Origin of the sequence: Mesorhizobium sp. M5C.F.Ca.ET.164.01.1.1 (assembly GCF_004792125.1) — a bacterium.
Lineage (GTDB): Bacteria > Pseudomonadota > Alphaproteobacteria > Rhizobiales > Rhizobiaceae > Mesorhizobium > Mesorhizobium wenxiniae.
In genome coordinates this window covers 1,627,650-1,653,380 of record NZ_SRTG01000001.1, presented here as the reverse complement: position 1 = coordinate 1,653,380, position 25,731 = coordinate 1,627,650, and the positions used below count along the sequence as shown (strand labels likewise).

Annotated in this window: 26 protein-coding genes and 1 riboswitch; of the genes, 12 read left to right on the top strand and 14 right to left on the bottom strand. The window is 63.2% G+C overall.

Annotated features, from left to right (window positions below):
* The first annotated feature begins 38 nt into the window (after positions 1–38).
* Positions 39–950, top strand: a complete 912-nt coding sequence (locus EN807_RS08130) for a LysR family transcriptional regulator (protein WP_135934541.1) — start codon at positions 39–41, stop codon at positions 948–950.
* Positions 951–1,050: 100 nt separating this feature from the next.
* Positions 1,051–1,845 carry a 1-acyl-sn-glycerol-3-phosphate acyltransferase gene (locus EN807_RS08125; protein ID WP_127316013.1) on the top strand — a complete coding sequence of 265 codons (795 nt, stop codon included), beginning with the start codon at positions 1,051–1,053 and terminating at the stop codon, positions 1,843–1,845.
* 26 nt (positions 1,846–1,871) lie between these two features.
* Here EN807_RS08125 and EN807_RS08120 read toward each other — a convergent pair whose 3' ends face one another.
* From EN807_RS08120 to EN807_RS08110, 3 genes are all read right to left on the bottom strand, one after another.
* Positions 1,872–2,489, bottom strand: coding sequence for a LysE family translocator (locus tag EN807_RS08120; RefSeq protein ID WP_135934540.1), 618 nt, complete (start codon positions 2,487–2,489; stop codon positions 1,872–1,874).
* 145 nt (positions 2,490–2,634) lie between these two features.
* Positions 2,635–3,582, bottom strand: a complete 948-nt coding sequence (locus EN807_RS08115) for an aldo/keto reductase (protein ID WP_135934539.1) — start codon at positions 3,580–3,582, stop codon at positions 2,635–2,637.
* Positions 3,583–3,740: 158 nt separating this feature from the next.
* Complete coding sequence (locus EN807_RS08110) at positions 3,741–4,709, bottom strand: helix-turn-helix domain-containing protein (RefSeq protein WP_135934538.1); 969 nt, start codon at positions 4,707–4,709, stop codon at positions 3,741–3,743.
* Between the two features lie 170 nt (positions 4,710–4,879).
* On the opposite strand from EN807_RS08110, the gene EN807_RS08105 reads away from it, so the two are divergent.
* Positions 4,880–5,860 carry a zinc-binding dehydrogenase gene (locus tag EN807_RS08105; protein WP_135934537.1) on the top strand — a complete coding sequence of 327 codons (981 nt, stop codon included), beginning with the start codon at positions 4,880–4,882 and terminating at the stop codon, positions 5,858–5,860.
* Between the two features lie 87 nt (positions 5,861–5,947).
* On the opposite strand, the gene EN807_RS08100 is transcribed toward EN807_RS08105, so the two are convergent.
* Positions 5,948–6,481 carry a gamma-glutamylcyclotransferase gene (locus tag EN807_RS08100; protein WP_135934536.1) on the bottom strand — a complete coding sequence of 178 codons (534 nt, stop codon included), beginning with the start codon at positions 6,479–6,481 and terminating at the stop codon, positions 5,948–5,950.
* Between the two features lie 119 nt (positions 6,482–6,600).
* Here EN807_RS08100 and EN807_RS08095 point away from each other — a divergent pair, with 119 nt between their 5' ends.
* Both EN807_RS08095 and EN807_RS08090 read left to right on the top strand, forming a co-directional pair.
* Positions 6,601–7,599: a DUF2125 domain-containing protein gene (locus EN807_RS08095; protein ID WP_135934535.1), complete on the top strand. Its 999-nt coding sequence runs from the start codon at positions 6,601–6,603 to the stop codon at positions 7,597–7,599.
* Positions 7,600–7,653: 54 nt separating this feature from the next.
* Positions 7,654–8,577, top strand: a complete 924-nt coding sequence (locus EN807_RS08090) for a sugar kinase (protein ID WP_135934534.1) — start codon at positions 7,654–7,656, stop codon at positions 8,575–8,577.
* 100 nt (positions 8,578–8,677) lie between these two features.
* Here EN807_RS08090 and EN807_RS08085 read toward each other — a convergent pair whose 3' ends face one another.
* Together EN807_RS08085 and hisC are read right to left on the bottom strand one after the other, a co-directional pair.
* Positions 8,678–9,613: a prephenate/arogenate dehydrogenase family protein gene (locus tag EN807_RS08085; protein ID WP_189522370.1), complete on the bottom strand. Its 936-nt coding sequence runs from the start codon at positions 9,611–9,613 to the stop codon at positions 8,678–8,680.
* A 19-nt stretch (positions 9,614–9,632) separates the two neighbouring features.
* Positions 9,633–10,742, bottom strand: a complete 1,110-nt coding sequence (hisC, locus tag EN807_RS08080; RefSeq protein ID WP_135934533.1) for a histidinol-phosphate transaminase — start codon at positions 10,740–10,742, stop codon at positions 9,633–9,635.
* Positions 10,743–10,881: 139 nt separating this feature from the next.
* A riboswitch (SAM riboswitch) is annotated at positions 10,882–10,959 on the top strand.
* A gap of 119 nt (positions 10,960–11,078) precedes the next feature.
* Between hisC and EN807_RS08075 the strand changes: the two genes are divergently transcribed.
* Together EN807_RS08075 and metW are read left to right on the top strand one after the other, a co-directional pair.
* On the top strand, positions 11,079–12,248 hold the full coding sequence (locus EN807_RS08075; protein ID WP_135934532.1) for a homoserine O-acetyltransferase: 1,170 nt from the start codon (positions 11,079–11,081) through the stop codon (positions 12,246–12,248).
* A gap of 115 nt (positions 12,249–12,363) precedes the next feature.
* Entirely contained in the window at positions 12,364–12,978 is a 615-nt protein-coding gene (gene metW / locus EN807_RS08070) for a methionine biosynthesis protein MetW (protein ID WP_065008548.1), read from the top strand.
* A gap of 47 nt (positions 12,979–13,025) precedes the next feature.
* Here the strand turns inward: metW and EN807_RS08065 are convergent, their stop codons facing one another.
* The 3 genes from EN807_RS08065 to EN807_RS08055 all read right to left on the bottom strand — a co-directional run bounded on the left by EN807_RS08065 (position 13,026) and on the right by EN807_RS08055 (position 16,750).
* Positions 13,026–13,826: a DUF1194 domain-containing protein gene (locus tag EN807_RS08065; RefSeq protein ID WP_281405201.1), complete on the bottom strand. Its 801-nt coding sequence runs from the start codon at positions 13,824–13,826 to the stop codon at positions 13,026–13,028.
* A gap of 200 nt (positions 13,827–14,026) precedes the next feature.
* The gene (locus tag EN807_RS08060; RefSeq protein ID WP_135934530.1) at positions 14,027–15,853 is read right to left on the bottom strand and encodes an ABC transporter ATP-binding protein/permease; all 1,827 of its coding nucleotides are present in this window, start codon (positions 15,851–15,853) and stop codon (positions 14,027–14,029) included.
* Between the two features lie 120 nt (positions 15,854–15,973).
* Positions 15,974–16,750, bottom strand: a complete 777-nt coding sequence (locus EN807_RS08055) for a methyltransferase domain-containing protein (protein WP_127319986.1) — start codon at positions 16,748–16,750, stop codon at positions 15,974–15,976.
* Between the two features lie 289 nt (positions 16,751–17,039).
* On the opposite strand from EN807_RS08055, the gene gloB reads away from it, so the two are divergent.
* Complete coding sequence (gene gloB, locus EN807_RS08050) at positions 17,040–17,807, top strand: hydroxyacylglutathione hydrolase (protein WP_135934529.1); 768 nt, start codon at positions 17,040–17,042, stop codon at positions 17,805–17,807.
* A gap of 40 nt (positions 17,808–17,847) precedes the next feature.
* The gene (locus EN807_RS08045) at positions 17,848–18,276 is read left to right on the top strand and encodes a cupin domain-containing protein (protein WP_127319976.1); all 429 of its coding nucleotides are present in this window, start codon (positions 17,848–17,850) and stop codon (positions 18,274–18,276) included.
* A gap of 43 nt (positions 18,277–18,319) precedes the next feature.
* Here EN807_RS08045 and EN807_RS08040 read toward each other — a convergent pair whose 3' ends face one another.
* From EN807_RS08040 to EN807_RS08030, 3 genes are read right to left on the bottom strand one after another with little or no spacing between them, the layout of a single operon-like run.
* Positions 18,320–18,988, bottom strand: a complete 669-nt coding sequence (locus EN807_RS08040) for a lysoplasmalogenase family protein (protein WP_135934528.1) — start codon at positions 18,986–18,988, stop codon at positions 18,320–18,322.
* On the bottom strand, positions 18,988–19,875 hold the full coding sequence (locus tag EN807_RS08035) for an EamA family transporter (RefSeq protein WP_135934527.1): 888 nt from the start codon (positions 19,873–19,875) through the stop codon (positions 18,988–18,990). Before EN807_RS08035 ends, EN807_RS08040 begins: the two co-directional genes overlap by 1 nt.
* Positions 19,876–19,903: 28 nt before the next feature.
* Complete coding sequence (locus EN807_RS08030; RefSeq protein ID WP_135934526.1) at positions 19,904–20,692, bottom strand: DUF3108 domain-containing protein; 789 nt, start codon at positions 20,690–20,692, stop codon at positions 19,904–19,906.
* A 258-nt stretch (positions 20,693–20,950) separates the two neighbouring features.
* On the opposite strand from EN807_RS08030, the gene rpmB reads away from it, so the two are divergent.
* From rpmB to EN807_RS08015, 3 genes are all read left to right on the top strand, one after another.
* The gene (gene rpmB / locus EN807_RS08025; RefSeq protein ID WP_127319984.1) at positions 20,951–21,247 is read left to right on the top strand and encodes a 50S ribosomal protein L28; all 297 of its coding nucleotides are present in this window, start codon (positions 20,951–20,953) and stop codon (positions 21,245–21,247) included.
* Between the two features lie 82 nt (positions 21,248–21,329).
* Positions 21,330–22,010, top strand: coding sequence for a queuosine precursor transporter (locus EN807_RS08020; protein ID WP_135934525.1), 681 nt, complete (start codon positions 21,330–21,332; stop codon positions 22,008–22,010).
* 3 nt (positions 22,011–22,013) lie between these two features.
* Positions 22,014–22,688 (top strand): hypothetical protein, encoded by a 675-nt coding sequence (locus EN807_RS08015; protein ID WP_135934524.1) that lies wholly within the window; start codon positions 22,014–22,016, stop codon positions 22,686–22,688.
* An 84-nt stretch (positions 22,689–22,772) separates the two neighbouring features.
* On the opposite strand, the gene EN807_RS08010 is transcribed toward EN807_RS08015, so the two are convergent.
* Both EN807_RS08010 and cobT read right to left on the bottom strand, forming a co-directional pair.
* A complete protein-coding gene (locus EN807_RS08010) occupies positions 22,773–23,804 on the bottom strand; it encodes an esterase-like activity of phytase family protein (RefSeq protein ID WP_135934523.1) in 1,032 nt (343 codons plus the stop codon).
* Positions 23,801–25,699 carry a cobaltochelatase subunit CobT gene (gene cobT / locus EN807_RS08005; protein WP_135934522.1) on the bottom strand — a complete coding sequence of 633 codons (1,899 nt, stop codon included), beginning with the start codon at positions 25,697–25,699 and terminating at the stop codon, positions 23,801–23,803. Before cobT ends, EN807_RS08010 begins: the two co-directional genes overlap by 4 nt.
* Positions 25,700–25,731: the final 32 nt, after the last annotated feature.

Sequence of the window (25,731 nt, the reverse complement as noted above, 5' to 3'; positions counted from 1 at the left end):
CATATTTGCAATTGATCCTTCCATTTTTCGGGAGAACCATGGATCGCCTCGAGGCCATGTCGCTTTTCGTCGCCGCGGTGGAGGCCGGCAGCCTTTCGGCCGCCGGTCGCCGTTTCGGCATCCCACTTGCAACGGTCAGCCGCAAGGTCTCCGACTTGGAGCGGCATCTGAAGGCGCGTCTCCTGAACCGCTCGACGCGGCAGCTGACGCTGACCGACGCGGGTCACGCCTACCTCGCTGCCTGCCGTCGCATTCTCGACGAGGTCGGCGAGGCCGAGCGGACCGCCGCCGGCGAATACATCGCCCCTACCGGCGAACTGATCATCACCGCACCGATCGTCTTTGGCCGCCTGCATGTGCTGCCGGTCGTCACCGGCTTCCTCGCCGCCTACCCCGACGTGGCTATCCGCCTGATGCTCGCGGACCGGATAACCCAGTTGAGCGAGGAGCACATCGATCTCGCCGTCCGCATAGGCGAGCTTCCCGACTCGAGCCTGGTGGCCACCCGTATCGGCTCGATCCGGCGCGTTGTTTGCGCGAGCCCGGCCTATCTGGCCGAGCACGGCATGCCGGAGACCCCGAGAGACCTCGCGGCACACAGCTGCATCACCTTCGAAGGGCTCACCGCTCCCGCCGCATGGACTTTTGCCACCGGCAAGACCGAGCTCGCTGTTCCGATCCGCTCACGGCTTCGGGTCAACACCGCGGAAGCGGCGGTCGATGCCGCGGTTGCCGGCGCCGGGATGACGAGGGTGCTTTCCTACCAGATCACAGCTGCGGTGCGGGCGGGCACACTCTGCACCGTGCTGGAGGCATTCGAGCCGCAGCCATGGCCGGTCAGTCTCGTGCATGCCGGCCAGGGTCTGCTGCCAGTGAAACTGCGTGCGTTCGTCGATTTCGCCGCCCCTCGCCTGAAGAAGCGGCTGATGCAAGCGACGTGGCAGGCCTGACGAACGGATAGCGGGTCAAAGTCGGATCGATTTCGCATCGTTTCCTTTTTGCCCGCGCTTGGTGTAACCAACGCACACCTCCTCACCGGGCACTTCTCCCATGCTCCTTATCCGCTCGCTGGCGTTCAACTTCGTCTTCTATGTCAATCTGATCGTCCAGATGATCCTCTGGACCCCGTACTATTTCCTGTCACCGCGCCACCGCGCCTGGTTCGTGCCGAAATTCTGGTCGCGCACAAGCATGTGGCTCTATGACAAGATCGCCGGCACCAAAAGCGAGATCACCGGCCAGGAAAACCTGCCCGAAGGCTCCTTCATCCTGGCGCCCAAGCATCAATCCTTCTGGGATGCGATTGCCTTTTTCCCCCTCCTGCAGGATCCGATCTACATCCTGAAGCGGGAACTGACCTGGATCCCGTTCTTCGGCTGGTACATCTTGAAAATGCGGATGATCCCGGTCGACCGCGGCAGCCGCTCGAAAGCATTGAAGGCAGTCGTCGCCGCGACCAAACAGGAGCTGGCGCGCAATCCCCGCCAGCTGATCATCTATCCCGAGGGTACGCGCCGAGCGCCGGGCGACGAGCCGGCCTACAAATACGGCATCGTCGAGATCTATGCGCAGCTTGGCATTCCGGTGGTGCCGGTCGCCCATGTCGCCGGCCTCTACTGGCCGCGCCGGAAATTCCTGCGTTATCCCGGGACGATCAAGGCCCGCTTCCTGCCGCCGATCCCACCCGGGTTGGACAAACAGGAATTCATGGAACGGCTGATCGGCGAGACGGAAGCCGCCTGCGACCAGCTGCTTGTCGAGGCGTCCCGTGCGCCGAACCCGCCGCCCTTGCCGCCGACGGCGGTGAAGCGGCTAAGGGAATTGGCCTCCGATACCCGGGCCTGAGCCGCCCGTCTGACCGGTAGGGCCCCCTAGGGAATCACAGCCAACGCCGTGGTCAAAACCAGTATCGCCGCGAACGTCAGATTGATGATCCGCGAAGCCAGCGGTTTGCGCAGAAAGCGCGCAAACGCGGCCCCGGCGAGAAGCCAAAGGGCATGGATGGCGACGATCATCGAGGCGAGGACCGCAAGCTTGAGTCCTGCATCGAGCTCATCGGTCGACGACGTGCCGGCGAAGACGGCGGCGATCGCCACATAGGCTTTGGGGTTGGCGACGGCCAGAACAAACCCACCCAGGAATGTGGGACGTGCCGCCCCGCCGGTACGCGCAGCCAAAGGCGGAGCCGTTGCTATTTTGAAGGCGAGGTAGAGGATGTAGGTCGCCGACGCGACCGCCAGGAGCGGTGTGAGCTTGGGCACAGAGGAAAGCATGGCCGTGATGCCGGTCGTCACGACCAAAAGCACGGCAACCGTACCAAGAATGATGCCCGAGGCGTAGCGAAGCGAACCGCGCAGGCCGAAGGCGGCGCCAATGGCGGTGACGCTTATCGTCGCCGGCCCCGGACTGCCCATCACGACCGCCGATGCCAGGATAAGCGCCAGCAATTGCCGCCATAGTTCCGGATGGGAAAAGACCTGCTCGGCCATCTGTATACCAGTATCCCGACGCGATGCGATCAATGGTATGGCAGGGCAGAGCAGGGCGTCTTGAACGATCGTGCGGCAGCCTTCCGGGCAGGCCGCGCACGATCGTTGGCTGCTGTTTGAGCAAGCCGCCGCTTCGCGCTGGCCTCTATGCACTCGCGCTGTCGAGCTCGGCGATATCGTCTGGACTGAGCTTCAATGATGCGGCGCGGATTAGGCTGTCGACCTGGTCCGGTGTCGTGGCGCTGGCGATCGGCGCGGTGACGCCGGGCCGTGCGATGATCCAGGCGAGCGCTACTTCCGCCTGCTTGGCCGAGTGACGTGCCGACACGGCGTCGAGTGCCGCCAGGATGCACATGCCGCGTGCGTTAAGGTAGTCCTTCACATCCTCGCCGCGCTCGCTTTGGCCAAGATCGGCCTCGCTTCGGTATTTGCCGCTCAAAAACCCCTTGGCGAGGCTGAAATAGGTGATGACGCCGATATCCTCGGCCATGCACAGATCGCGGAGCGGCCCATCGAAGGAGGCGCGGTCATAAAGGTTGTACTCCGGCTGCAGCACCGCATAGCGCGGCAGGCCCCGCAGGCTTGCCACATCGAGCGCGGCGCGCACCTGGCCGGCATCGAGGTTGGAGGCGCCGACGTAGCGGATCTTGCCCTCGGCGAGCAGCTTTTCATAGGCGCCGAGCGTTTCCTCGTAGGGGGTCGTCGGATCCGGCCAGTGCGACAGATAGAGATCGACGACATCGGTCTGCAGCCGCTTCAGCGACGCATCGATGGCCTTTTCGACATAGGCGGCGGAGAGGTCTTTCCTGCCCTGACCCATATCCGACCCGACCTTGGTGATCACCACGACCTTGTCGCGGTTGCCGCGGCTCTTCATCCATTTGCCGATGATGGTTTCGGATTCGCCGCCTTTGTTGCCGGGAACCCAGCGGGAATAGGAATCGGCGGTGTCGATGGCGTTGAGACCGGCATCGACGAAGCGGTCGAGCAGGTCGAAAGAGGTTTTCTCGTCGGCGGTCCAGCCGAAGACGTTGCCGCCCAGGACTAGCGGCGCGATGGACAGGTCGGTTTGACCGAGACGACGTTTCTGCACGATTGATCTCCGTGGGGGAATGGAAAGGAGCGGGCGAAAGGCCCTGGCTTAACCTAGGTCTTACCGCGCCGAGGTCAAAGGCCTCGCCATCCTTTCCGACGGACCAGTGCTTCACAAGGGCGCGATCCGGGGGCGCGATCCACGTTCCGGCCGGTGAGCTACTGGCTCTGGCGCCGGTATTCACCAGGCGGCAGCCCGACCACGCGGTTGAAAAGCCGGCTGAATGAGGCCGTATCCCGGTAGCCGACCTGGTAGCATATTTCCGAAATACCGAGTTTGGTGCTTTCAAGAAGTGTTTTCGCGGCCTCAAGGCGCCGGTCCTGGATCCATCGACCGGGAGTGGTGTGCAATTCATCGGAAAACCGGCGCGCCAGCGTTCGCGGTGACAGACCTAGTTGCGCGCCGAGGAAGGCAAGGTCGAGCGCTCCGAGCTGTTTCCTGGATAAAGCTTCGAGCCGGTCGCGGAACGGTTCTTGCGAAGGCAGCAGATCGGTGAGCGGGAACTCGTAGGGTGTCTGGATCTGCCGCGACGGCGGCAGCACCAGCAATTTGCGAACCAGGCGCTCCTCCCTGGCGAAGCCAAGATCCCGCAGAAGCGCCTTGCCGAGCTCCAGGCCTGAAAAACCGCCGCCGCAGGTGTAGATTCGTCCGTCCCCGATCAGCACACGTGATGCGTCCCAACGCACCTTCGGAAAGCGGCGCTGGGCATCGGTTTTCAGCCACCAGGAGATCGTCGCGCGCTTTCTGTCGAGAAGACCGGCGTCTGCCAGGAAGAAACCGGCCCCGCAATGCGCGGCGATGATGGCACCGTCGCGTTGCGCGCTTGCGATAAGCGGCGCGGCGTGGCGGCTCTCTTCCTCCAGCGCGGCAACCAGCTCCGGGATTTGCATGCCGGGCATGGCCAGCAGGATCAGCAGGTTCATGCGCTGCGAGGGTTCGCGTCTGGTAACGAAGGAAATCCCAGGCGCCGTAGTGGCGTCGGCCTGCCGCGCCACGAATTCGAACGAAATCGCCGGCGCGCCGCGAATGGTGTTCACCAGTTCGAACATTTCGACAAGTGTCGCGGCGACGGCGGAATAAAAGGTCGACGGCAGCCAGATCACGGCGTGGACGGAACGATTGTCCAAGATGCCTCCTTTTGAACAGCTATGGCAAGTTTAGCACATAGATTGTCAAATCTGCCAATTCCGATTTTTGCCAGCGAGCTTAGATTCCTCGACGCCGATGCAAACATCGGTGCCTGCGATCTGGCCGCGTCCAGATTGCATGACCAGATCGCCCGTTATTGGAGGCCGAGATGAAAGCAATCGTGTTCGACGCAATCGGCTCGCCGCGGGACGTGCTCTATCTGCACGACGTGCCCATGCCGCGAATTGGCGACGGCGAGGTGCTGGTCAGGATGATCTCCGCCTCGGTCAACCCTGGCGACTTCCTGTTCATCCAGAACCTCTATCCCGAACCGAAGAAGCCGCATTTGCCCCGGCAGATCGCCGGAAACCATGGCGCCGGCATTGTCGAGGCCGTGGGCGCCAACGTCGCTTTGAAACCGGGCACGCTTGTCGCATTCAGCTACTACAACAGCTGGGCCGAATATGCGGCCGTTCCGGCCGAATGGCTGATCCCGCTGCCCGCCAACTATCCGGTCGAACGCGCCGGGCAGATGGTGAACCCCATCACCGCCTGGGACCTGCTGGCGGATTCCCGTGTGCAGCCTGGACAGTGGCTGGCCGTCACGGCCGGCTATTCATCGGTTTCGACGATTGTGATGCAGTTCGCCCAACGGCGCGGCATCAACGTGATCGCGGTCGTGCGACGCTCTCACGACAGGCTGGACCTGAAGGGGCTTGGTGCCACCGCCATCCTCGATCTGTCGGATTTGAAGGTCCGTATCAGGGAAGCGGTCATGGACATGACCGGCGGCGCCGGGTTGAACGGGATCATCGATAATGTCGGCGGACCCGCCAGTGGCGAATTGATCCGCACCCTCGCGATGGGCGGGCAGATGGTCATCAATGGCGGCATGAGCAGCGAGCTTTTCGAACTGCACAATTTCGACGTGCTGCTGAGCGGCATCGAGATCAGGGCAAATATCTACCGCTACTTCTTTTCGCCGCCTGTCGAAGCCGACCGGCCGGTGTTGCGCGAGATTGTTGACATCTTCGGCCAACCCGATTTCCATGTCCCTGTCGGCGGCATCCATCCGCTGGCGGAGTTCGAGCTCGCCGTGACAAACAGCCTGGATCGCGCCGATCTCGGGAAGCAGATTTTCAGGATGTAGCCCGGACCATGATCCCGAACCGAAGGTCAGCGAAGCAAAAAGTGGAACCGGTTTTCGGAAAGATCATGGTCAAACAACGAAAGAAGATCACGACCCAATCCGTTTCGCCACTTCTTCCAGCCAGTGGTCGCGGATCCCAAGCGCTTCGAGGTGCTCCAGCGTGCTGAGCACGTAGTCCTCGTTCTTTCCCGACTGGCCGACGGCGCCGCGAACGACGGTCGCCGCATCGGCCGCATCGAGCGCACCGGCATATTGCTCGTGGGTACGGTCGACGACATAGGCGACCGCCGGGACAATCTCGCCCCCGTTCATACCGTCACTGTCGAGGCGAATGCTAAGCATGCGCTCGCGATAGACATTGGTGACCAGCTCGCGCTCGCGCAGATAGGTAATGACCTCGTTGCGCAGATCGCCGGGGACGCGGAAAGCCAGCCCGATGCAGGAGCCCCCACGGTCGAGGCCGAGCACCAGGCCGGGCCGTTCGCGCGTGCCGCGATGCACGAAGGAGTAGACGCACAGCGACCGGCGGTAGCCGTGAAGGCGGGCGCGCCGCGTCTCGACATGCGCAAATCCCGGCCGCCAGATCAGCGAACCGTAGCCAAAAACCCAAAAATCGCCCATATCGCCAAGCCTGTTGCGGCACCGCACTGGAATCGGTGTTTTTTCGATCCTCCTCCGTCTACCTGATGTTGCCGGAAACGACAGTCCCCTCTGCAACACGCGCCAACGAGAGCCGCAGCATGACGTCAAGTGACGAACGCCCGCCGAATTTTCTCCGCCGGCTGCTCTGGCTCGGCGCTTTCATTGTCGTGCTGTTCGGCCTCTACAGCGCCGGCTGGTTCTACCTGGCAGACAAGGTCAAGAGCGAAGCCGGCAAAGCGGTGGCCGAGCTCGACGGCAATGGCATCGAGGCGGACTGCGCCAATCTCACGGTCAGCGGCTATCCCTCGAGCTTCGCCGTTTCCTGCGACAGGCTGGCTTATCAAGACGACACAAGGAACGTCGCCGCCTCGCTCGGCAGCCTCCACGCGGCTACGCACATCACCCAGATCCTGTCGCCTGGCGTCGACCTGCGGGGACCGCTCAGGACCTCCGTTCCGGGGATGACCCCGCTATGGATCGACTGGGATAATCTGCGAGCGAACTTGAAATTGTCCTGGCCGCTGCCCCGGAGCATTTCGCTGGAGGCAGAGGGCCTGTCCGGCCAGACCGATCCGGCGGATGGCACAGACCCGGTCGAGCTGTTCAGCGCCGGGACGGCGGCCGGACAATTGCGTCCGAACGGCCAGGACATCGACTATGCCGGGAGTTTTACTGATCTCCAAATCGACCCGGACGCCATCGATGGTCGCGTGCTGCCGCCGCTCGACGGCAGCGGCGACGTGACGCTGAAGAACGGCGTGGCGCTGATCAACACGCAGTCAAGGAGCCTGCGCGGCCAGGCGGTCGATATCGGCAAGCTCGATCTGTCGTCGGGAACTGCGCGTATCACCGTTTCCGGACCGGTTTCGGTCGATGCCGACGGGCTGATCGACGCCGATTTGATGATCAAGCTCAGCGATCCGAAGGCGGTGGCGGCAATCCTCGGCAAGGCCATTCCCGAGCAGAAGAGCCAGATCAAAACAGGCTTTGCCGGGCTGGCGCTGCTAGGCAACGAACCGTCGATGCCGCTCAAGGTCGTTAAGGGCAAGGCCTCGCTCGGTTTTATCCCGCTGGGCAGGATCAAGCCGGTCGATTAGACCAAGATTGCGAACCTCCAGTTCGGAAAAGATCATGGTCAAACAGGAAGATAAATGAACCGCCCGGTGAAGATCCTGAGTGTTGGCGCGCTGACGCTCGATACGATCCTACGCGTCGACACGCTTCCGACACGTCAGGGCAAGTTCATCGCGGCCGACGGCGTCCAGATCGCCTCGGGCATGGCTTCGAGCGCGGCCTGCGCCGCACGCCGGCTCGGCGCGGACGTATCGCTGTGGGCGAGCGCGGGAGACGACCCCGTCGGCGATCAGCTGGTCGCCGGGATCGAGGCCGAAGGCGTCAATTGCAGCTTTGTCCGGCGCGTCACCGGCGCGCGTTCGGCACTGTCGGCCATCTTGGTCGATACGCATGGCGAGCGCATCATCGTTCCTTTTTATGACAAGCTCGCCCAGGCCGACCCCGAGGCCCTCCCCACCCAGGACCTCACCCCATTCGACGCCGTCCTGGTCGATGTGCGCTGGCCGGGCGCAGCAGCTCTGGCCATGGCGGCGGCGCGCGCAATCGGCCGTCCAGCCATACTGGACGCCGACACCGCTCCACGAGACGTGCTGGAACGCCTGTTTCCGCTCGCCTCGCACATCGTCGCGTCGGAGCCAGCGGCATTCATCCTCTGCGGCGAGGAGCAAGGCCCGCAAAAGGCCTGTGAAGCGTTGGCCGGACGCACCGATGCATTCGTAGCGGTGACCGGCGGCTCGGCGGGAAGCTGGTGGTTCGACCGCTCGGTCGCGTCCGTGCGCCATGTCGCGGCGCCAAGGATCAAGGCAGTGGACACGCTTGCCGCTGGCGACGTGTTTCACGGCGCCTTTGCCGTCGGGCTGGCGGAGGCGATGCCGGTCGAACAGACCTTGCGGTTTGCCAGCGCCGCCGCCGCGCTCAAATGCCTGCGGTTCGGCGGCAGGCTGGGCGCGCCGGACAGGGCCGAGACACTGGCGATGATGGCGGCTCATTGGCCGGCCTGAGAAAGCGGCGGGCTTTCAAATCGAATCGTACCACCGCCGCTCTGCCTTTGTTTGAGCATCGGATTCCCCAAAGCCGGTACCCACTTTTGGGTCCGATGCTCTATGCCTTGGATGGGTGCTCGACCGCCTGCCGGCCAAAGTCCGGCACATCGATGTCCTGGCCGGCCTCAATGATCGAGCGGCGGACGGCGCGGGTGCGGGTGAACAGGTCGAACAGCTTTTCGCCGTCGCCCCAGCGGATCGCCCGCTGCAGCGAGGCCAGATCTTCCGAGAACCGCGCCAGCATTTCGAGGATGGCATCCTTGTTGTGCAGGCAGACATCCCGCCACATCGTCGGGTCGGACGCGGCAAGGCGAGTGAAGTCGCGAAAGCCGGAGGCCGAATATTTGATGACCTCGGACTTGGTCACTGACTCCAGGTCGTCGGCGGTGCCGACGATGTTGTAGGCGATGATGTGCGGCAGATGCGAGACGATGGCCAATGTCATGTCATGATGCTGGGGGTCCATCGTATCGATATTGGAACCGCAGCGGCGCCAGAATTCCGAGAGATTTTCCAATGCTGCCGGATCGGTGCCGGGCAACGGCGTGAAGATGCACCAGCGGTTTTCGAACAGTTCGGCAAAGCCAGCGTCCGGACCCGATTTTTCAGTGCCGGCCAACGGATGGCCGGGAATGAAATGCACGCCGGCAGGCACATGCGGCTGCATCTGCGCAATGACCGACGCCTTGGTCGAGCCGACGTCGGTGAGGATGGCGCCCTGCTTCAGCGCCGGTGCGATTTCGGCGGCGACCTCGCCCGAAGAGCCGACCGGCACCGAAACGATGACCAAGTCGGCATTGCGGACCGCCTCTTTCGCGTCCATCGTGTAGGAGGAGCCGAGGCCAAGTTCCCTCGCCCGCGCTAGCGTCGTTTCGCTGCGTGTCGAGATGGCAATGTGGCGGGCAAGGCCTTCGCGACGGATGACGCGGGCCAGCGACGAGCCGATAAGGCCGATGCCGACCAGCGCGATCTTTTCGAACATCGGTGATGTCATTGTTTCAGCTTTTCGGGGTTCAGCTTTTCAGAAATGTCGCGAGGGCGGCGACAACGCCGCGATTGGCCTCTCCGGTGCCGATGCTCATGCGCAGTGCATTCGGGAAGCCGTAGCCGGAAACGCGCCGCAATATGTAGCCGCGCGCTGAGAGGTAATCGTCCGCAGCCGCCGCCGAATGCTTTTGGTCCTCGGGAAAGTGGATGAGCACGAAATTGCCGACGCTCGGCGTCACCCGCAGTCCGAGCTTAGTCAACTCCTCGCTCACCCATCGCAGCCAGGTCTCGTTATGCGCCACGCTGCGCTCGACATGGGCGCGGTCGCGGATCGCGGCAATGCCGGCCTCGATCGCCGTCGCGTTGACGTTGAAGGGACCTCGCACGCGGTTGATCGCGTCGATGATATGCATCGGTGCGTACATCCAGCCGATCCGCGCGCCGCCGAGGCCGAGCTTGGAGAAGGTGCGGGTCATGACCACGTTTTCTGCGCCAGCCACCAGTTCGACGCCGGCTTCATAGTCGTTGCGGCGGACATATTCGGCATAGGCTGCATCCAGCACCAGAAGCACGTTCCCAGGCAGGCCGGCATGCAGGCGGCGCACCTCCTGGAATGGCAGATAGGTACCGGTCGGGTTGTTCGGATTGGCGAGGAAGATGATCCTGGTCCGCGGCGTCACCGCAGCGAGGATCGCATCGACGTCGGCGCGCTCATTGGTTTCCTTGATCGACACCGGGACAGCACCTGCCGACTGGATGTAGATCTTGTAGACCATGAAGGCGTGTTCGGTGATGACAGCTTCATCGCCGGGCGCGAGATAGGTCTGCGCAAGCAGGCCCAGAATCTCGTCGGAACCATTCGAACAGACGATGTTCGCCGGGTTGAGGCCATGCACCTCGGCGATTGCCTCCCGCAGGCGCCTGGCAGTGCCGTCGGGATATATGTCGAGTTTGGCCGCAACGTCACGCGCGGCTTCTATCGCCTTCGGCGAGGGGCCGAGCGGGTTCTCGTTCGACGACAATTTATAGATCTTGGCGATGCCGGCCGGCGCCGTGCTTTTGCCCGGCACATAGGCTTCGATGTCCATGATCCCCGCGCGGGGCGTTGGACGTGCCTGATCCGATGCCTGGTTCATATTGCAAAAATCCGTCGAGAACGCTTCCGCCCGGGAAGCCGCAGCGGAAATACAAGCCGCGGCCTGGAATGTCGAGAGGCGGCGATCATGGGTGAGCGACTGGCCGTTGACGCCGAGGCGCGCCGGTCCTAGAAGAAAGGCGAAATCCCGTGGTGATTTGGCCGGTCGGCTTGCAGCCACGTTAAACAACTCGCTAAAGGGCCGTTTGCATTCTGTAACCGGCTTTGCGAGGGCAATGCCGGTTTTTTTGCTATCCGTAGCCGGCCGGATATCGCATCGACCCGAAAACCGGAATCGGTTTTCGGAAAACGCGATGGGTTAATGTAAGAGGATGCGATGGTCGCGCTGCGCACTAAAAAAACCAACAACGAGGCCGACGAGCCGTCGAGCCCGGTGTTGCGTTTCGGTGCCGACAAGCCGCTCAAGCTCGACGCCGGCACACTGCTGTCACCGTTCCAGATCGCCTACAAGACTTACGGCACGCTCAACGACGCCCGCTCCAACGCCATCCTCGTCTGCCATGCGCTGACCGGCGACCAGCATGTCGCCAGCACCAATCCGGTGACCGGCAAGCCGGGCTGGTGGGAAGTGCTGATCGGCCCCGGCAAGATCATCGACACCAGCCGCTTCTTTGTAATCTGCTCAAACGTCATCGGCGGCTGTCTCGGCTCGACCGGCCCCGCCTCGACCAATCCAGCCACCGGCAAGCCCTACGGGCTTGACCTGCCGATCATCACCATCCGCGACATGGTGCGGGCGCAGTTGATGCTGGTCGACCATTTCGGCATCGAAAAACTGTTCTCAGTGCTCGGCGGCTCGATGGGCGGCATGCAGGTGCTGCAATGGGCGTCGAGCTATCCGGAGCGCGTTTTCTCGGCGCTGCCGATCGCCACCGGCGCGCGCCATTCCTCGCAGAACATCGCCTTCCATGAAGTCGGCCGGCAAGCGGTGATGGCCGATCCGGACTGGAATGGCGGCAAATATTTCGAGCAGGGCAAGCGCCCGGAAAAGGGGCTGGCGGTGGCGCGTATGGCCGCTCACATCACCTACCTGTCGGAAGCGGCCCTGCACCGGAAATTCGGCCGCAACCTGCAGGACCGTGAAGCGCTCACCTTCGGCTTCGACGCCGACTTCCAGATTGAGAGCTATCTGCGCCATCAGGGCATGACCTTCGTCGACCGCTTCGACGCCAACTCCTATCTCTACATGACCCGGGCGATGGATTATTTCGACCTCGCCGCCGACCATGGCGGCCGACTGGCCGACGCCTTTGCGGGCACCAGGACCCGTTTCTGCCTGGTCTCCTTCACAAGCGATTGGCTGTTCCCGACCGAGGAGAGCCGCTCGGTCGTTCACGCGCTGAATGCAGCCGGCGCCTCGGTGTCCTTCGTCGAGATCGAGACCGATCGCGGCCACGACGCCTTCCTGCTCGACGAGCCGGAGCTGTTCGCGGCCATCAACGGCTTCATCGCCTCGGCGGCCCGCGCCAGGGGGCTCAGCGCATGACCCCTGAAGATTGCAGGCTTTCCGGACCGGCATCATTAGCCAGGCATCAGCGCATGACACCGAAAAGTTGCAGACTTTTCGGATCAGGATCATGCGCCAGGCAAAAGGCGAGATCATGAGTGTCAACCACGCCCAGCGCGTCGACCTCGAAGTCGTCGCCGATCTCATCCCGCCGCAGTCGCGGGTGCTGGACGTCGGTTCCGGCGATGGCCTGCTGCTCGAATTGCTGCAGGCGACGAAGCAGGTCGACGGCCGCGGGATGGAACTGTCGCAGCGCGGCGTCAACGAATGCGTGGCGCGCGGCCTGTCCGTCATCCAGGGCGACGCCGACAAGGACCTCAAATTCTATCCTGACAAGGGTTTCGATTTCGTCGTCCTGTCGCAGACCTTGCAGGCGACCCGCAACCCGAAGCTGGTGCTCGACGAGTTGCTCAGGATCGGCAAGCACGCCATCGTTTCCTTCCCCAATTTCGGCCACTGGCGGGTGCGCCTTTCGCTGTTCCTCGAAGGGCGGATGCCGGTGACCAAGGACCTGCCCTATTCCTGGTACGACACACCCAACATCCATTTCTGCACCATCCGCGACTTCGTCAATCTCTGCGAGGAGCTCGGCGCAACGGTGGAAAGGGCAACCGCGCTCGACGCCAATGGCCAGAAAATCGGCCTCTCGATGCCATGGTGGTTCTGGAATTTCTTTGGCCAGCAAGCGGTGTTCCTGCTGAGGCGATAACGGCCGTCGCTTCTTCGGCCAATATGGCGCTCGGCCTGCCCGACCAGCTAGCGATTAAGTTCCGGAAAATACGGATCGGAGAAAAACCGCCGGTCGCGCTCGCCTTGCAAACAGTCGACCGGTGCTGCCGCATCGACCCGGATCGGCCCGCGATCGGCCCCGGGACCGGCAACACCGCTGACCTCTAGGATCAGCTTGCGGCGTATGGCGGTCACGAATTCGGAAGCGGCATAGACCGGCAGCACGAAGGAGCCTGGCCCGCCGGTAACGCAATCGGCATAGTATTGGTCGAGATGGCTGAAGCTGGGCGACGGGCTGACCAGGATCGGCAGGCCGTTGATGACGATACCCTTTGCCACCGCGGCGTCGCGTGTCGTGGTGACGGGAATCCCGGTATTGTTGGGGCCATCGCCTGAAATGTCGATGACGCTGCGCGTCGCCTCGAAAGCGGCTCCATCCAAAAGCTTGGCGCCGAAGCCGAGCGCACCGGAAATGGAGGTGCCGCGAAAGCTCCTGAACGGGCGCGCCTCGATCTTGTCGGCGAATGCGTCGGCGCTCTCAGCGTTATCGATGACCTGCCAGGCAATGACCGCATCGTCGCGGACGGTGCCTGCCCATTCGAAATAGGCCAGCGCGATGCGGCCGGTCACACCCGAACGCACCGCATTGATGAAGTCGGGGTGGCGCAGCGCCTCGACGTAGCCGGCGCGCTGCAGGGCGAATTCCCTTTCGTTCATCGAGTGCGAAATGTCGACCGCCAGCACCAGTTCGACGTCCACTGCAATGGTATCGGCAGGCGCGGCCAGTGGTGCTGCCTGAGCGCAGTCAAGGCAGGCAAGCAGGCTGATGCATGTCGCCCAAAGGTGCGAAGCGGTTTTGAGGTAACGACAGGCATAGAAACAAAGGCTTAAAGCGTGTCGCATGAATCTCTTCAACGGGACGCGTTTTAAGCGCGTCAAGCATGGGTCCAACGCCGCGAACTTTGGCACGATGCCGGCAATCTTTCGCCGCGATCACGGCGAAATAAAGCTTGGCTGAGTATCGCCGGCTACGTCTCTTGGTAGGCTGCGGCGACGGCCGGGGGTGGTTCGATCGCGCCGGCCCTGACACGGACTGGCTTGAGAGCCGGTCGCTCGACGTCTTTCACGATCGCCAACGAGCGCGGAAAGAATTCGATGTTCTGCTGGCTCCGGCCGATGTTGAGGATCGCGGCGCCGGCGAGACGCGCCTCCAGCATCGACAGCACCCGACTCAGCGTCGCGCCGTCGAACGTGTCCAAAGCCTCGTCGATGATCACCCATTTCGGCTGCCGCAAAACCAGCCGGGCAACGGCAAGCAGGCGCTGCTCGTCATCGCTCAATTCGCGCTCCCAGCGCGCCGAGCGGTCGAGCGAGGACGACAGACGCCCAAGACCGACCTCGGCAAGCACCGCCGAGATCTCGGCGTCGCTGACCGCGGCATCGGCGTGGTTGAGCACCTCGCGCAGCGTGCCGAGCGGGAAATAGGGCTTGCGGGGCACGAAGGCGGGCACCTCTCCGGCCGGCATGCCGATCCGCCCGCTTCCCCACGGCCACAGACCGGCAATGGCGCGAAAGAACAGCGTCTTGCCGGCGCGCGCATCTCCGGTGATCATGACGCGCTCGCCGGCGCGGATTTCGACATGGGGCATGGCGAACTTCGCACATCCATCCCGCGACGCAACCTCGAGGTTCTCGAATGTCAGCCTGCCATTCGGGTTTTCGCCGATCGTGATGCGTTCTTCGGTGTCGTGCAGCGCGTCCGTTTCAACGAGCGCTATGCGGAAATCGGCGACGCGCATCAGCGTGGCGCGCCAATCGGCGATGCCGCCGATATTGTTGATGAACCAGCGCAACGAGGCATGTACCTGGTTGAAGGCGCCGACAGCCATCATGAGCCCGCCGAAGCTGATATCGCCGGCAAAATAGACGGGTGAGGCGACGAGGATCGGCGCGACGACAGTGATCCAGCCATAGGTATCGGTCACCCAGGAAAGATTGATCTGGGCGCTGTAGATGCGCCGCATCGCGCCCAGCACCGTGCCGAGGTCGAGCTCGAGCCGTCGTCTCGCGTCGGCTTCGCCGTGCGCAAGCGCGATGGCATCGACATTCTCGTTGACGCGGACCACCGAGGAGCGCAGCTCCGCTTCACGCGTGTAGCGGTCGCTGTTGAAGCGGATGAGCGGCCGACCGACCAGCCAGCTCAGCCAGGAGGCGGTACCGGCATAGAGGATCGCGGCCCACACCATGTAGCCCGGAATGGCCAGCGAATAGCCGCCGATATGGAAGACGAAGCCAGAAGACAGCGACCATAAGACGCCGACGAACGAAACAAGCAGAATCAACGACTGCAATAGCCCTATGCCGAGGCCTGTGGAAAGATCGGAGAGATGTCCGGCATCCTGCTGCAGGCGCTGGTCGGGGTTGACGCCGATGGCGCCGGCGTTGGCGAGCCGGAAGGCGCGCGCCGGCCGCATCCATTCACCGATCAGATCGAGGGTCAACGCCTCACGCAGCTTCAGCCGGATCCTCTGGTCGAGCCAGGTCTGGCCGACATTGAGCACCACAAGTCCGCCGGCGATGGCGGCAAAGACCAGAAGCTGGTGCAGGAAGCCCTGCATGTCGCGCCGAGCCAGCGCGTCGTAGAAGGGCTCGTTCCAGCGATTGAGCAGAACCTGCCCGATCGAGGTTGCCACAATGACGGCGACTATGCCGACGCAGGCCCAGAGCAGGTGTTTGCGGATCGGCGAGGTCCCCAGCGCCAGCTTGATCGTCGCCAATTGGTCGCGCAAGCTGCTGGCCTCGATCGACGCGGCAACCGGCTTGGCGCTGGCCTCTGCATCCGGATGATCAGCCATTGGTGAAGTCCTTGAAATTGGCAAGCGGTGCTGAAACCGGTGAACATGTCGACACATTCGGGTAGCAAACCCGCTTTCGACAGATAGGTGAGGAAAAGCCCGATCCCGATCACGAAAATGTCATCGACGGCTCGGCAATGTCGCGTTCCCGGTCGGCGATATCCGGCCGAGCCTTGTGGCGCCATGCGGCGAGAAAACCGGCACGAAGACGCGGCGAGAGGCGCGCTGGACGACGGGCACGCCCTGATAGAGCCGCTTCTGCGCCTCGACCACGATGACGCCGGAAAAGATCGGCCAGAACCTGCGGCCGGCGCGCTCCAGCACATTGTGGAACTGCATCATGAAGCGTCGCCGCGATGGCGGGAAGAACAGGGCGTCGGACCAGGCGGCGGGCGTGAAATTCGCTTCGCGCAGCAATTCGGTGAGCTGGCCGCGCGAAAAGGGCCGGCCGCTGCCGAACGGCGTATGCTCGAAACGGGCCCAGACACCGCGCCGGTTGGGCACGACGATGACGACGCGGCCGGCGGGCGACAGCACCCGCCAGATTTCGTTCAGCGTCTCGCGCGGGTTCTCGGCATGTTCGAGTGAATGGACAAGCAGCATGCGGTCGATGGAGGCATCGACCAGCGGCAATTCCTCATCGAAGACCAGCGCGGTTGCGGTCGGCCCCGTGGCCGGCCAGACCACCGCGCCTTGCGTCGCCGGCATGAAGGCAAAGACACGCTCTGCGTCGGTGCCGAACCGCTCCAGCCACGGCAAGGTGTAACCCAGGCCGACCAGCCGCTCATTGGGCACGACAGCCCAAATCGAGGACAACGCCATAGTGATCGAGCGTTCGGCCAAGCGCCCGAGCGTGGTCGAATAGAAGGAGCGAATGTCGACTATATCGGAATGCATGCGCGGCACGCTATCTTCGATGCTGTCCAAGTTCAACAAAGGCGGATGACATCCGCGGGCAAGCGCCCTATGTCTGCGGCGACTACTGCATCGGCCCGAAATCGAAAGCAGGATGCAGCAGATAAAAAGTGTTAGAGCGTTCTTTGTGCGTCCAACTGGACGTACGGCGCGCTAGAGCAATTCTAGGAAAAGTGTGAAACGGTTTTCCGTCCGGAATTGCGCAAAAACAAAGACATAAAGCGGTTCGGCGTTTCCGTGAAACGACGAACCGCTCTAGTGGAGAGATGCTATGCCGGTTGAAATCGAACAGTTCATGTGCCGCAGCGACAATTTCGGCGTGCTGGTGCATGACCCCAAAAGCGGCCAGACCGCGATCATCGACGCGCCCGAGGAGGCGCCGATCCTGGCTGCGATCGAGCGTACCGGCTGGACGCCGACGATGATCCTGACCACCCATCACCATGTCGACCATGTCGAGGCCAATCTGGCGCTGAAGGAGCGCTTCAAGCTGCGCATCGTCGGACCGGAAGCGGAAAAGGCCAAGATCCCCGGCATCGACGAAACCGTCGAGCAAGGTTCGGTCATCCACCTCGGCGAGGAGAGGATCGACGTGATCGCCACGCCAGGCCACACGGCAGGCCATGTCTCCTATCACCTGCCGGGATCGAAAGTGGCGTTCACCGCCGATACGCTGTTCGCGCTCGGCTGCGGCCGGCTGTTCGAATGCAAGCCGCCGGTGATGTACGATTCGCTGAAAAAGCTCGCGGCACTTCCGGCCGAGACGGTCGTTTATTGCGGCCATGAATACACGCTTTCCAACGCCCGCTTCGCGCTGACCGTCGACCCGACCAATTCGGCGTTAAAGGAGCGCGCTGCGAAAATCGAGGCGCTGCGCGCCGACGGCAAGCCGACGCTGCCGACCACGATCGGCGAGGAACTGTCGACCAATCCGTTCCTGCGCTGGCACGATCCGGCAATCCGCAAGCATCTCGGCATGGAGAACGCCTCCGACGCCGAAGTGTTCGCCGAAATTCGCAAGCGCAAGGACAATTTCTGAGCACCATTGATGGTCTGGAAACCGTGACGTTCTGGAGCCAATGACCAGTTCCGCCGAAATCATCGCAACGCTCGGCCTGAAACCGCATCCGGAAGGCGGCTGGTATGCCGAAACCTTCCGCGATGGCGCGGAAGGCGCGCGCGGCCATTCGACCGCGATCTATTTCCTTTTGGAGCAGGAGCAAGTGTCGGCCTGGCACCGCGTCAAGGACGCGGCCGAGGTCTGGCACTTCTATGCCGGCGCCCCGCTGGCGCTGTCGATACATGGGGAAAACGGGCCGGTGATCGAGAAGGTGCTCGGCACGGCATTGGGGGCGGGCGAGCGGCCGCAGATCGTCGTGCCGGCAGGTTGGTGGCAGTCGGCACGCAGCCTGGGCGAGTGGACGCTGGTCGGCTGCACCGTGGCTCCGGGCTTCGATTTCGCCGCCTTCGAGCTGGCCGAACCGGGCTGGCAGCCGGGAACGACGTAGGTATGTTGAGATTCCAGCCGGCATCACCCTGAAGTCGACATACCTAACCCAACAGGAAACCCATCGTGATCCCCAGCTGGGCGGCGTAATACAGAATCCAGACCGCATGGCGCATCAAGGCGCGGTGTGGCGAAATGGCGGTCAGCAGGAACTTTTCCGAGGCGAGCAGCCCGTCGGACGCCATGAACAGCACGGCGCCGCCGACGACCCAGATATTGCTCAGCGTCAGGGCTGAAATCGCCATGGCGAGGATTGCCGCGATATAGACGCTGACCGGAAGGCGCAAGGCGGGGCCGACACGGCGCCAGAGCGCAAAAAGCATGGCGAGCGCGAACACGGCCATTGCCAGGGCAATCGCCGCGCGCCACGGCTCGGCCGAGAGCAGCCCGATCCCACCGCCGGAACGCAGGAACAGCGCGATGTAAAGCCCATGCGCGACGAGAAAACTGGCCAGCCCGCCGAGAAAAACCGTTTCACCGTCGCGCGACAAGAACGCGTCGCCGACGGCGCTGAGCGCCAGTGCCGCTACGAGCAGCCACGGACCGTCCTGCAGCGAGGCCAGCACGGCAAGCATTGCCACGGCCAGCGTCTTGACCGCAGAACGCGCAAGCGTCGGCGGCATGTCGATGATGAAGGCGTAGATCACCGCCGCCACCAGCGAAAACAGCAGCGTCGCATTGGCGTTGGCTTCGATACCGCCGGGAAACGGCATCACGCCTCGGCCCCGCTCGTTGCCTGCTTGCGCAAGAACAGCGATTTCGCCGCCAGCGCTGCCCCGCCGGTGATCAGCACGCAGGCGGCGAGAATGCGCAGGGACGGCTCGGCGAAACCGGCTGATATCAGCACCAGCGTCGACAGCAGCGGCGCGGCATAGCTCGCCGAGCCCAGCACCTGGATGTTGCCGCGCTTGACGCCTATGTCCCAGGCGTAGAAGGCCGCGCCCACCGGCATCAGGCCGAGGCCGAGCACGGCCAGCCACTGGCCGGCGCCGACAGGCAGCACCGTCTCTTCCAGCATCAGATGGCAGACAAGGGAAAGTGCTGCCGTGGCCGCACAAAACCAGGTGACGATGCTGGTCGGCACCGACGGGAAACGCCGCGACAGCAGCGAATAGGCCGACCACAGCACGGCGCAGACGCCAGCCATCGCATAGCCGAATGCATAGCGCGCGTCGAAGGCAAGCCCGCCGCCCTTGGTGACGATCAGGAAAGTGCCGGCAAGCCCGAGCAGTGCGCCGACGACATGGTTCCAGGCCAGCCGCTCGCCCGGCATCAGCGCCGATCCGAGCACGATCAGCAGCGGCCACAGGTAGGCGATGAGGCTCGCCTCCACCGCCGGCGCGTTGCGCAGCGCAGTGAAGTAGAAGAAGTGATAGCCGAATAGGCCGGCAATACCGATCACCCACACTTGCGGCGGTATTTTCTCCCGGCTGTCGGTGGCCGGCATGATAAGCCGCGCGACGAGCCCGACGCCGGTGCCGATCGTGAAGGTGATCGCCGAAAGCAGGAACGGCGGCACCGCGCCGGAGGCGTCCGTAAGCAGCGCCAGCAGCGCCCACATGGCGACCGCCGAGAAGCCGATCAGTGTTGCGCGCGCCATGTCCGTCTCCGGCGGCGCGCAATCGCGCCTATTCTGTTGCTTCGAACCGCTCCGCGCTGACGGTGAGAGTGCCGATTTTCGTGCTGACCGTGGCGTGGATCGGCGCATATACGCCAGTTTGGCCGACCGGCGCAAATGTCACCATGATGCGGCTGCGATCCTTCAGGTACTTCAAAGCTTTGCGGTTCTTGCGGTACCCCGCCACCGGCTCAAAGCCCAGCCTGCAGGTGACGGTCTCGCCCTTGTAGCCGCGCACCGAGGTCGAGCCTTTCGAATCGTAGGTCAGCGTCAGATTGGCGCGCATCTCGCCGTCATAGAGTTTCACCGTGCGCCCGCAGACCTTGTCGAGATTGTCGGCATGGATGACAGTGGCAGCCATGGGATCGAGCACCGACGCGAGATGGCTGGCGCCCAGCGGTATCCAATTTTTGGGATTGCGCTTCTTCGGCGCAGGCACGACCTTCGTCGCGATAACAGTGCCATTGGCGAACTGGATATCGATCATCGACGCCTTCTCGCCCGACTTGTAGTCGGCGCGGAACGCTTGTGGCTGCAATTGCTTGCCCGAAATCGTGCCTTTTGACGAGATCGTGCCGCGTGTGTCGTCGAAGATTGTGGCGAGGCCGGCGCTGGAGACGCTACCGTCGATCGAATAGGTATCGCCTTCGTAACTGCTAGAAAAGGTTGCTTTCGCCACCGAGAGGCCGAGGATCGATACCGTATACTCGCCCTTGAAGGATTGTTGCGTGGCGGCAGACGCTGCCGTCGGCAGCGCAACGGCAAGCGAGGCAAGGAGAGCAAGAGACGAACGAAGCATGGCGGGGATCGATCCTCGATTTTTCAGCGGAAGCGGACAACTCCGGCCTGGCATCTCGTTGTGCGACCGCTTATAGGCTGAATTCCGGCCTTTATGTGAAAAGGCGTCGTCACACCCGTGCGCAAGCCGGAGCTTGACGCATCGGCGAAATGCAACTATGGAACGCCAACTTTTTCCATAAGGCCGCCTGACCGAAACCGCGCGCCAACCGGCGCGGGTCGAATGTTTGGCCAGACCGAGAACTGAAGGTTTAGAACCATGTCCCGCACCTGCGAACTCACTGCCAAGGCAGTCATGTCCGGCAACAATGTGAGCCACGCCAACAACAAGACCAAGCGTCGCTTCCTGCCCAATCTCGTCGATGTGACGCTGATTTCGGAAGCGCTGAACCAGAATGTGCGCTTGCGCATTTCGGCCAACGCGCTGCGTTCGGTCGAGCATCGCGGCGGCCTTGATGCGTTCCTGGCCAAGGCCGACGCCAAGGAGCTGTCGCAGCGCGCGCGCCTGCTGAAGAAGCAGATCGCCAAGAAACTTGCCGAACAGCCGGCCGCTTAATTTTCTCAGGCAGCCGCCTTCCAAGGAGTGTCGTCCGAACTCGGCATGACACCCCGCTGGTTCCATTACCCAGGATAAAAAAATGAGTTTTTTCTCCCGATACCTGCCCTTTGTTGCGGCCATGGCGCTTGTCGTGGTGGCGTCGAACATCCTTGTGCAGTTCCCGCTGCAAGGTGCGATCGGCAGCTTGTCGCTGGCCGACATTCTGACCTGGGGCGCCTTCACCTATCCTTTCTCCTTCCTGGTCACCGACCTTGCCAACCGCCGCTACGGCCCGGCCGTGGCGCGCCGGATCGTGTTTGTCGGCTTCACGGCGGCGGTGATCTGCTCGGTCGTCATCCCGCCCTTGCTGTTCCGCTACGGTCTGATCGAGTTCGAAACGGCCGCCGACCGGCTGGTGCGCATTGCGGCGGCTTCCGGCACCGCGTTCCTGATAGCGCAACTGCTCGACGTGACCGTGTTCAACCGGCTGCGCCGCCAGAGCTGGTGGCGTGCGCCGATCGTCGGAACGCTGGTCGGCTCGGTTTTCGACACCGCCGTGTTCTTCACCGTCGCCTTTTCGGCGGCCTTCGCCTTCGCTGGCCCGAACGATGGCTTCGCGCTTGAAACCGCGCCGCTGATGGGCGTCCTGCCGGTCGAGACCATGCGCTGGGTGTCATGGGCGCTCGGCGACCTCGGCGTGAAGCTGATCATCGCCGTGGTGGCGCTGATCCCCTACCGGCTGCTTGCCACCCGTTGGAGCCAGCCGGCACTGGCTGGCTAGCCCGTGATCCCCTGGATTCAGCTTGATTCAGCAAACACGCCTGACGGCGGACAGGAACTCCGGCTGAAGCGGCGCGGTCCCGAGTTCTCGATCATGCTCGGCGCGAACGAACTGATGAACAGCCGGCTCAGCGGTTCCGAGGAAGCGCTGGCCAGACTGTCCTGCGAAAGGATTGTCGGACGCCGGCAACCCAGAATCCTGATCGGTGGGCTCGGCATGGGCTTTACGCTGCGCGCCGCGCTTGCCGAGCTTGGTGCCGATGCCAGCGTCACCGTCGCCGAATTGGTACCCGCCATAGTCGCCTGGGCGCGAGCTCCGATGGCCGATTTGTTCGGCGGTTGCCTCGACGATCCCCGCGTCACCGTTCGCGAGGCGGATGTCGGCCAGCTCATTCGATCGCAAGCATCGGCCTGGGACGCGATCCTGCTCGATGTCGACAATGGCCCGGAAGGCATCGTCTACAAAGCCAACGACGCGCTCTACGGCGCGGACGGCCTCAATGCCGCACGCCAAGCGCTCAGGCCCGGCGGCGTGCTGGCGGTCTGGTCGCAGGGCTCTGATGCAGGCTTCACGCGGCGGCTCAAGCAGGCGGGCTTCGCGGTCGAGGAAGTTGGGGTCCGCGCCAATGGCAAGCGCGGCGCACGCCACGTCATCTGGATCGCGACCAACGAGCAATAGGCCGAATTCTCTTTGCGAAGCTGTGAACATCGAAGAGCTCGAGACGGCAGCCTCGCCATCAGCCAATCGCCGGCCGCACGTTCTTCAATCCTCGTGCAGGATGAATTCCAGATAGAGATTACGCTGTAGGATCGAGTGGTTGTCGTCCGAGATCAGCGACACCATCAGTGCGCCGTCGTCGCGGGTCCAGACGTCGAGCCCTTCCATATTGTCGATCTGGTAGGCCATGTCGGCTTCCATCAGCACCGGCCCGTCGGCAACGGCGCCCTTCTCGACGCTTTCGCCATAGATGCGCCTCAGCCGCATCTTGACGCCGCCAGCCATCGAAAAGCTGCGCTCCAAAAGCAAAAGGTCGCCGTCAGGCAGGAATGCGCCGTCGGTAATGTCGAAATTGCCGTTGCGCTTGACGGTGAAGACGCCCTTGTGCAGCCCTTCGATAACAGCCGCATAGATGTTGCCGGCCTTGTCGAGGCTCTTCTCCGACACCACGACCAGCCCGCCTTGGTGCTGGCCGTTAGGATGGGCGTGGGTGACGGTCTCAAAGCCGCGATTCCGGCGAAGCTCCCAGGCTGGAATCAGGAAATCCAATTGCTTGAACGGCGGCTCCATATCGTGCGGGTCGATCTTGAACTGAGAAACACGGTGGTTGCGCTCGATGCCGACCGTGGCAGTGCCGCCCTTGACCGCAAGGCCTTCGGCGTCGACCTCCCATTTCTCGTCAATCAGCTGGCCCGCCTCGTCGACCATCTGCTGCATGCGGAAATTCCGCATGCCCGATGGGCGCTTGTCCGCATCATGGGTAACCGTGCCGAAGAACCAGAAACCGGTGTCGGCGACGCCGATGAAATCACTGCCGGGCTCGAGGAAGCGAAACGCCGACAAAGCACCGAAATCGCGTGACGGCGAGGTCATTTCCAGCCCGCCGACGAATTCGAGCGGGCCGAACCGCTTTTCGTCACGGCCGATATGAAACCGGTCTATCAGCCGTGCCGAGATTTCGATCGGCTCGACCGTAACGCTGCCCGCAGCGATGCAAGGCGACAGGGCGATGCCGGCAACGAACAGCGTTGTGACGGCGAAAAGCGTCTGCCGAAAGCCGCCCCGCGAAAAAATCATCCGGCGCGCCGCATGCCGCCGCGTCGCGTGTCCCGCGTACTTTCCTCGCCAAACAGTGAGGCCAGTTGCTCGGTCATGGCGCCGGCCAGTTCCTCGGCATCGACGATGGTGACGGCGCGGCGATAGTAGCGGGTGACGTCGTGGCCGATGCCGATGGCCAAAAGCTCGACCGGCGAGCGCGTCTCGATCAGTTCGATCACCGCGCGCAGATGCCGTTCGAGATAGTTGCCCGGATTAACCGACAGCGTCGAATCGTCGACCGGCGCGCCGTCCGAGATCATCATCAGGATCTTGCGCTGCTCCGGCCGGGCGATCAGGCGGTTGTGCGCCCACAGCAGCGCCTCGCCGTCGATATTCTCCTTGAGCAGGCCCTCGCGCATCATCAGCCCGAGATTGCGGCGCGACCGCCGCCACGGATGGTCGGCGGATTTGTAGATGATGTGGCGCAGGTCGTTGAGCCGGCCGGGATTCGGCGGCTTGCCTTCCTTGAGCCATTTCTCGCGTGCTTGCCCGCCCTTCCAGGCGCGGGTGGTGAAGCCGAGGATCTCGACCGAGACGCCGCAGCGTTCCAGCGTGCGCGCCAGAATGTCGGCGCAGGTGGCGGCGACCGTGATCGGCCGGCCGCGCATCGAGCCCGAATTGTCGAGCACCAGCGTCACCACCGTGTCGCGGAATTTGGTGTCACGTTCCTGCTTGAAGGACAGCGGCTGCATCGGATCGATGACGACGCGCACCAGCCGCGCCGGATCGAGATAACCCTCTTCGAGATCGAAATCCCAGGACCGGTTCTGCTGCGCCATCAGGCGGCGCTGCAGCCGGTTGGCCAGCCGGCCGACGACGCCGGAAAGGTTGGCAAGTTGCTTGTCGAGAAAGGCCCGCAGCCGATCCAGTTCTTCCTCTTCGCACAGGTCCTCCGCACCCACCGTCTCGTCGAAGGCGGTGGTGAAGACCTTGTAGTCGATCTCCTTCGACAGATTGGTGAAGGGATTGTCGTTGCGGCGCGCCTCGCCGGGCGTCTCGGCATCGGCGTCGTCATCGTCCGATAGGTCGTCGGCGGTGGCATCCGATGCCTCCGTCTCGGCCGATTGCTCGTCGTCGGACGACGCTTCGGTGTCGTCGGACTGCGACTGCTCGGAGCCGGAATCATCCTCGCCGCCCTCCTCGCTCTGCTCCTCGCCTTGCGGCTGTTTGTCGTCATTGTCCTCCGAGTCTTCCGTCTCCTGGTCGTCGCCGAGTTCCTCGGCCATTTCCATGGAAGCCAGCATCTCGCGCACGACACGGGCGAAAGCCTGCTGGTCCTCGAGCTTGGCCGACAGCCCGTCGAGATCGGCGCTGGCCTTCTCCTCGACCCACGGGCGCCAGAGGTCGACCAGCCGCTCGCCGCTCTTCGGGACAGTGCGGCCGGTCAGCTTTTCACGCACCATCAAGGCTAGCGCTTCCTCGATCGGCGCGTCGGCCTTGTCCTTGACGTCGATGAGGTTAGCCTTGGCGTATTTGTCCTCCAGCATCGAGCCGATGTTGTCGGCGACGCCTTGCATGGCGCGGGAGCCGATCGCCTCGACGCGGGCCTGCTCGACCGCATCGTAGATGGCGCGGGCCTGCTTGCCTTCCGGCGCCAGCCGAGTGTGGATGCGCGTGTCGTGACAGGCGCGCTTCAACGCCATGGAATCGCCGAGCCCGCGGGTGATGGCGATATCTGCCTTAGATGCTTTTTTCGGCAGTTCAGGCAGCCGGGCGCGGCTGCCGGCAAGTGCCGGCCGGTCCTTGGCGAAACCGACTTCGAGGTCCTTGTCGCCGGCAATCGCCCGCATACAGACGGTAACGGCGCGCTTGAAGCTGTCGGCTTCGGACCCCGTCTTCGACTTATTGCGCGTATTGTCGCCCGGACCCGCCATCGATCATTCCTTGGAGCATGACCCCGAAAATC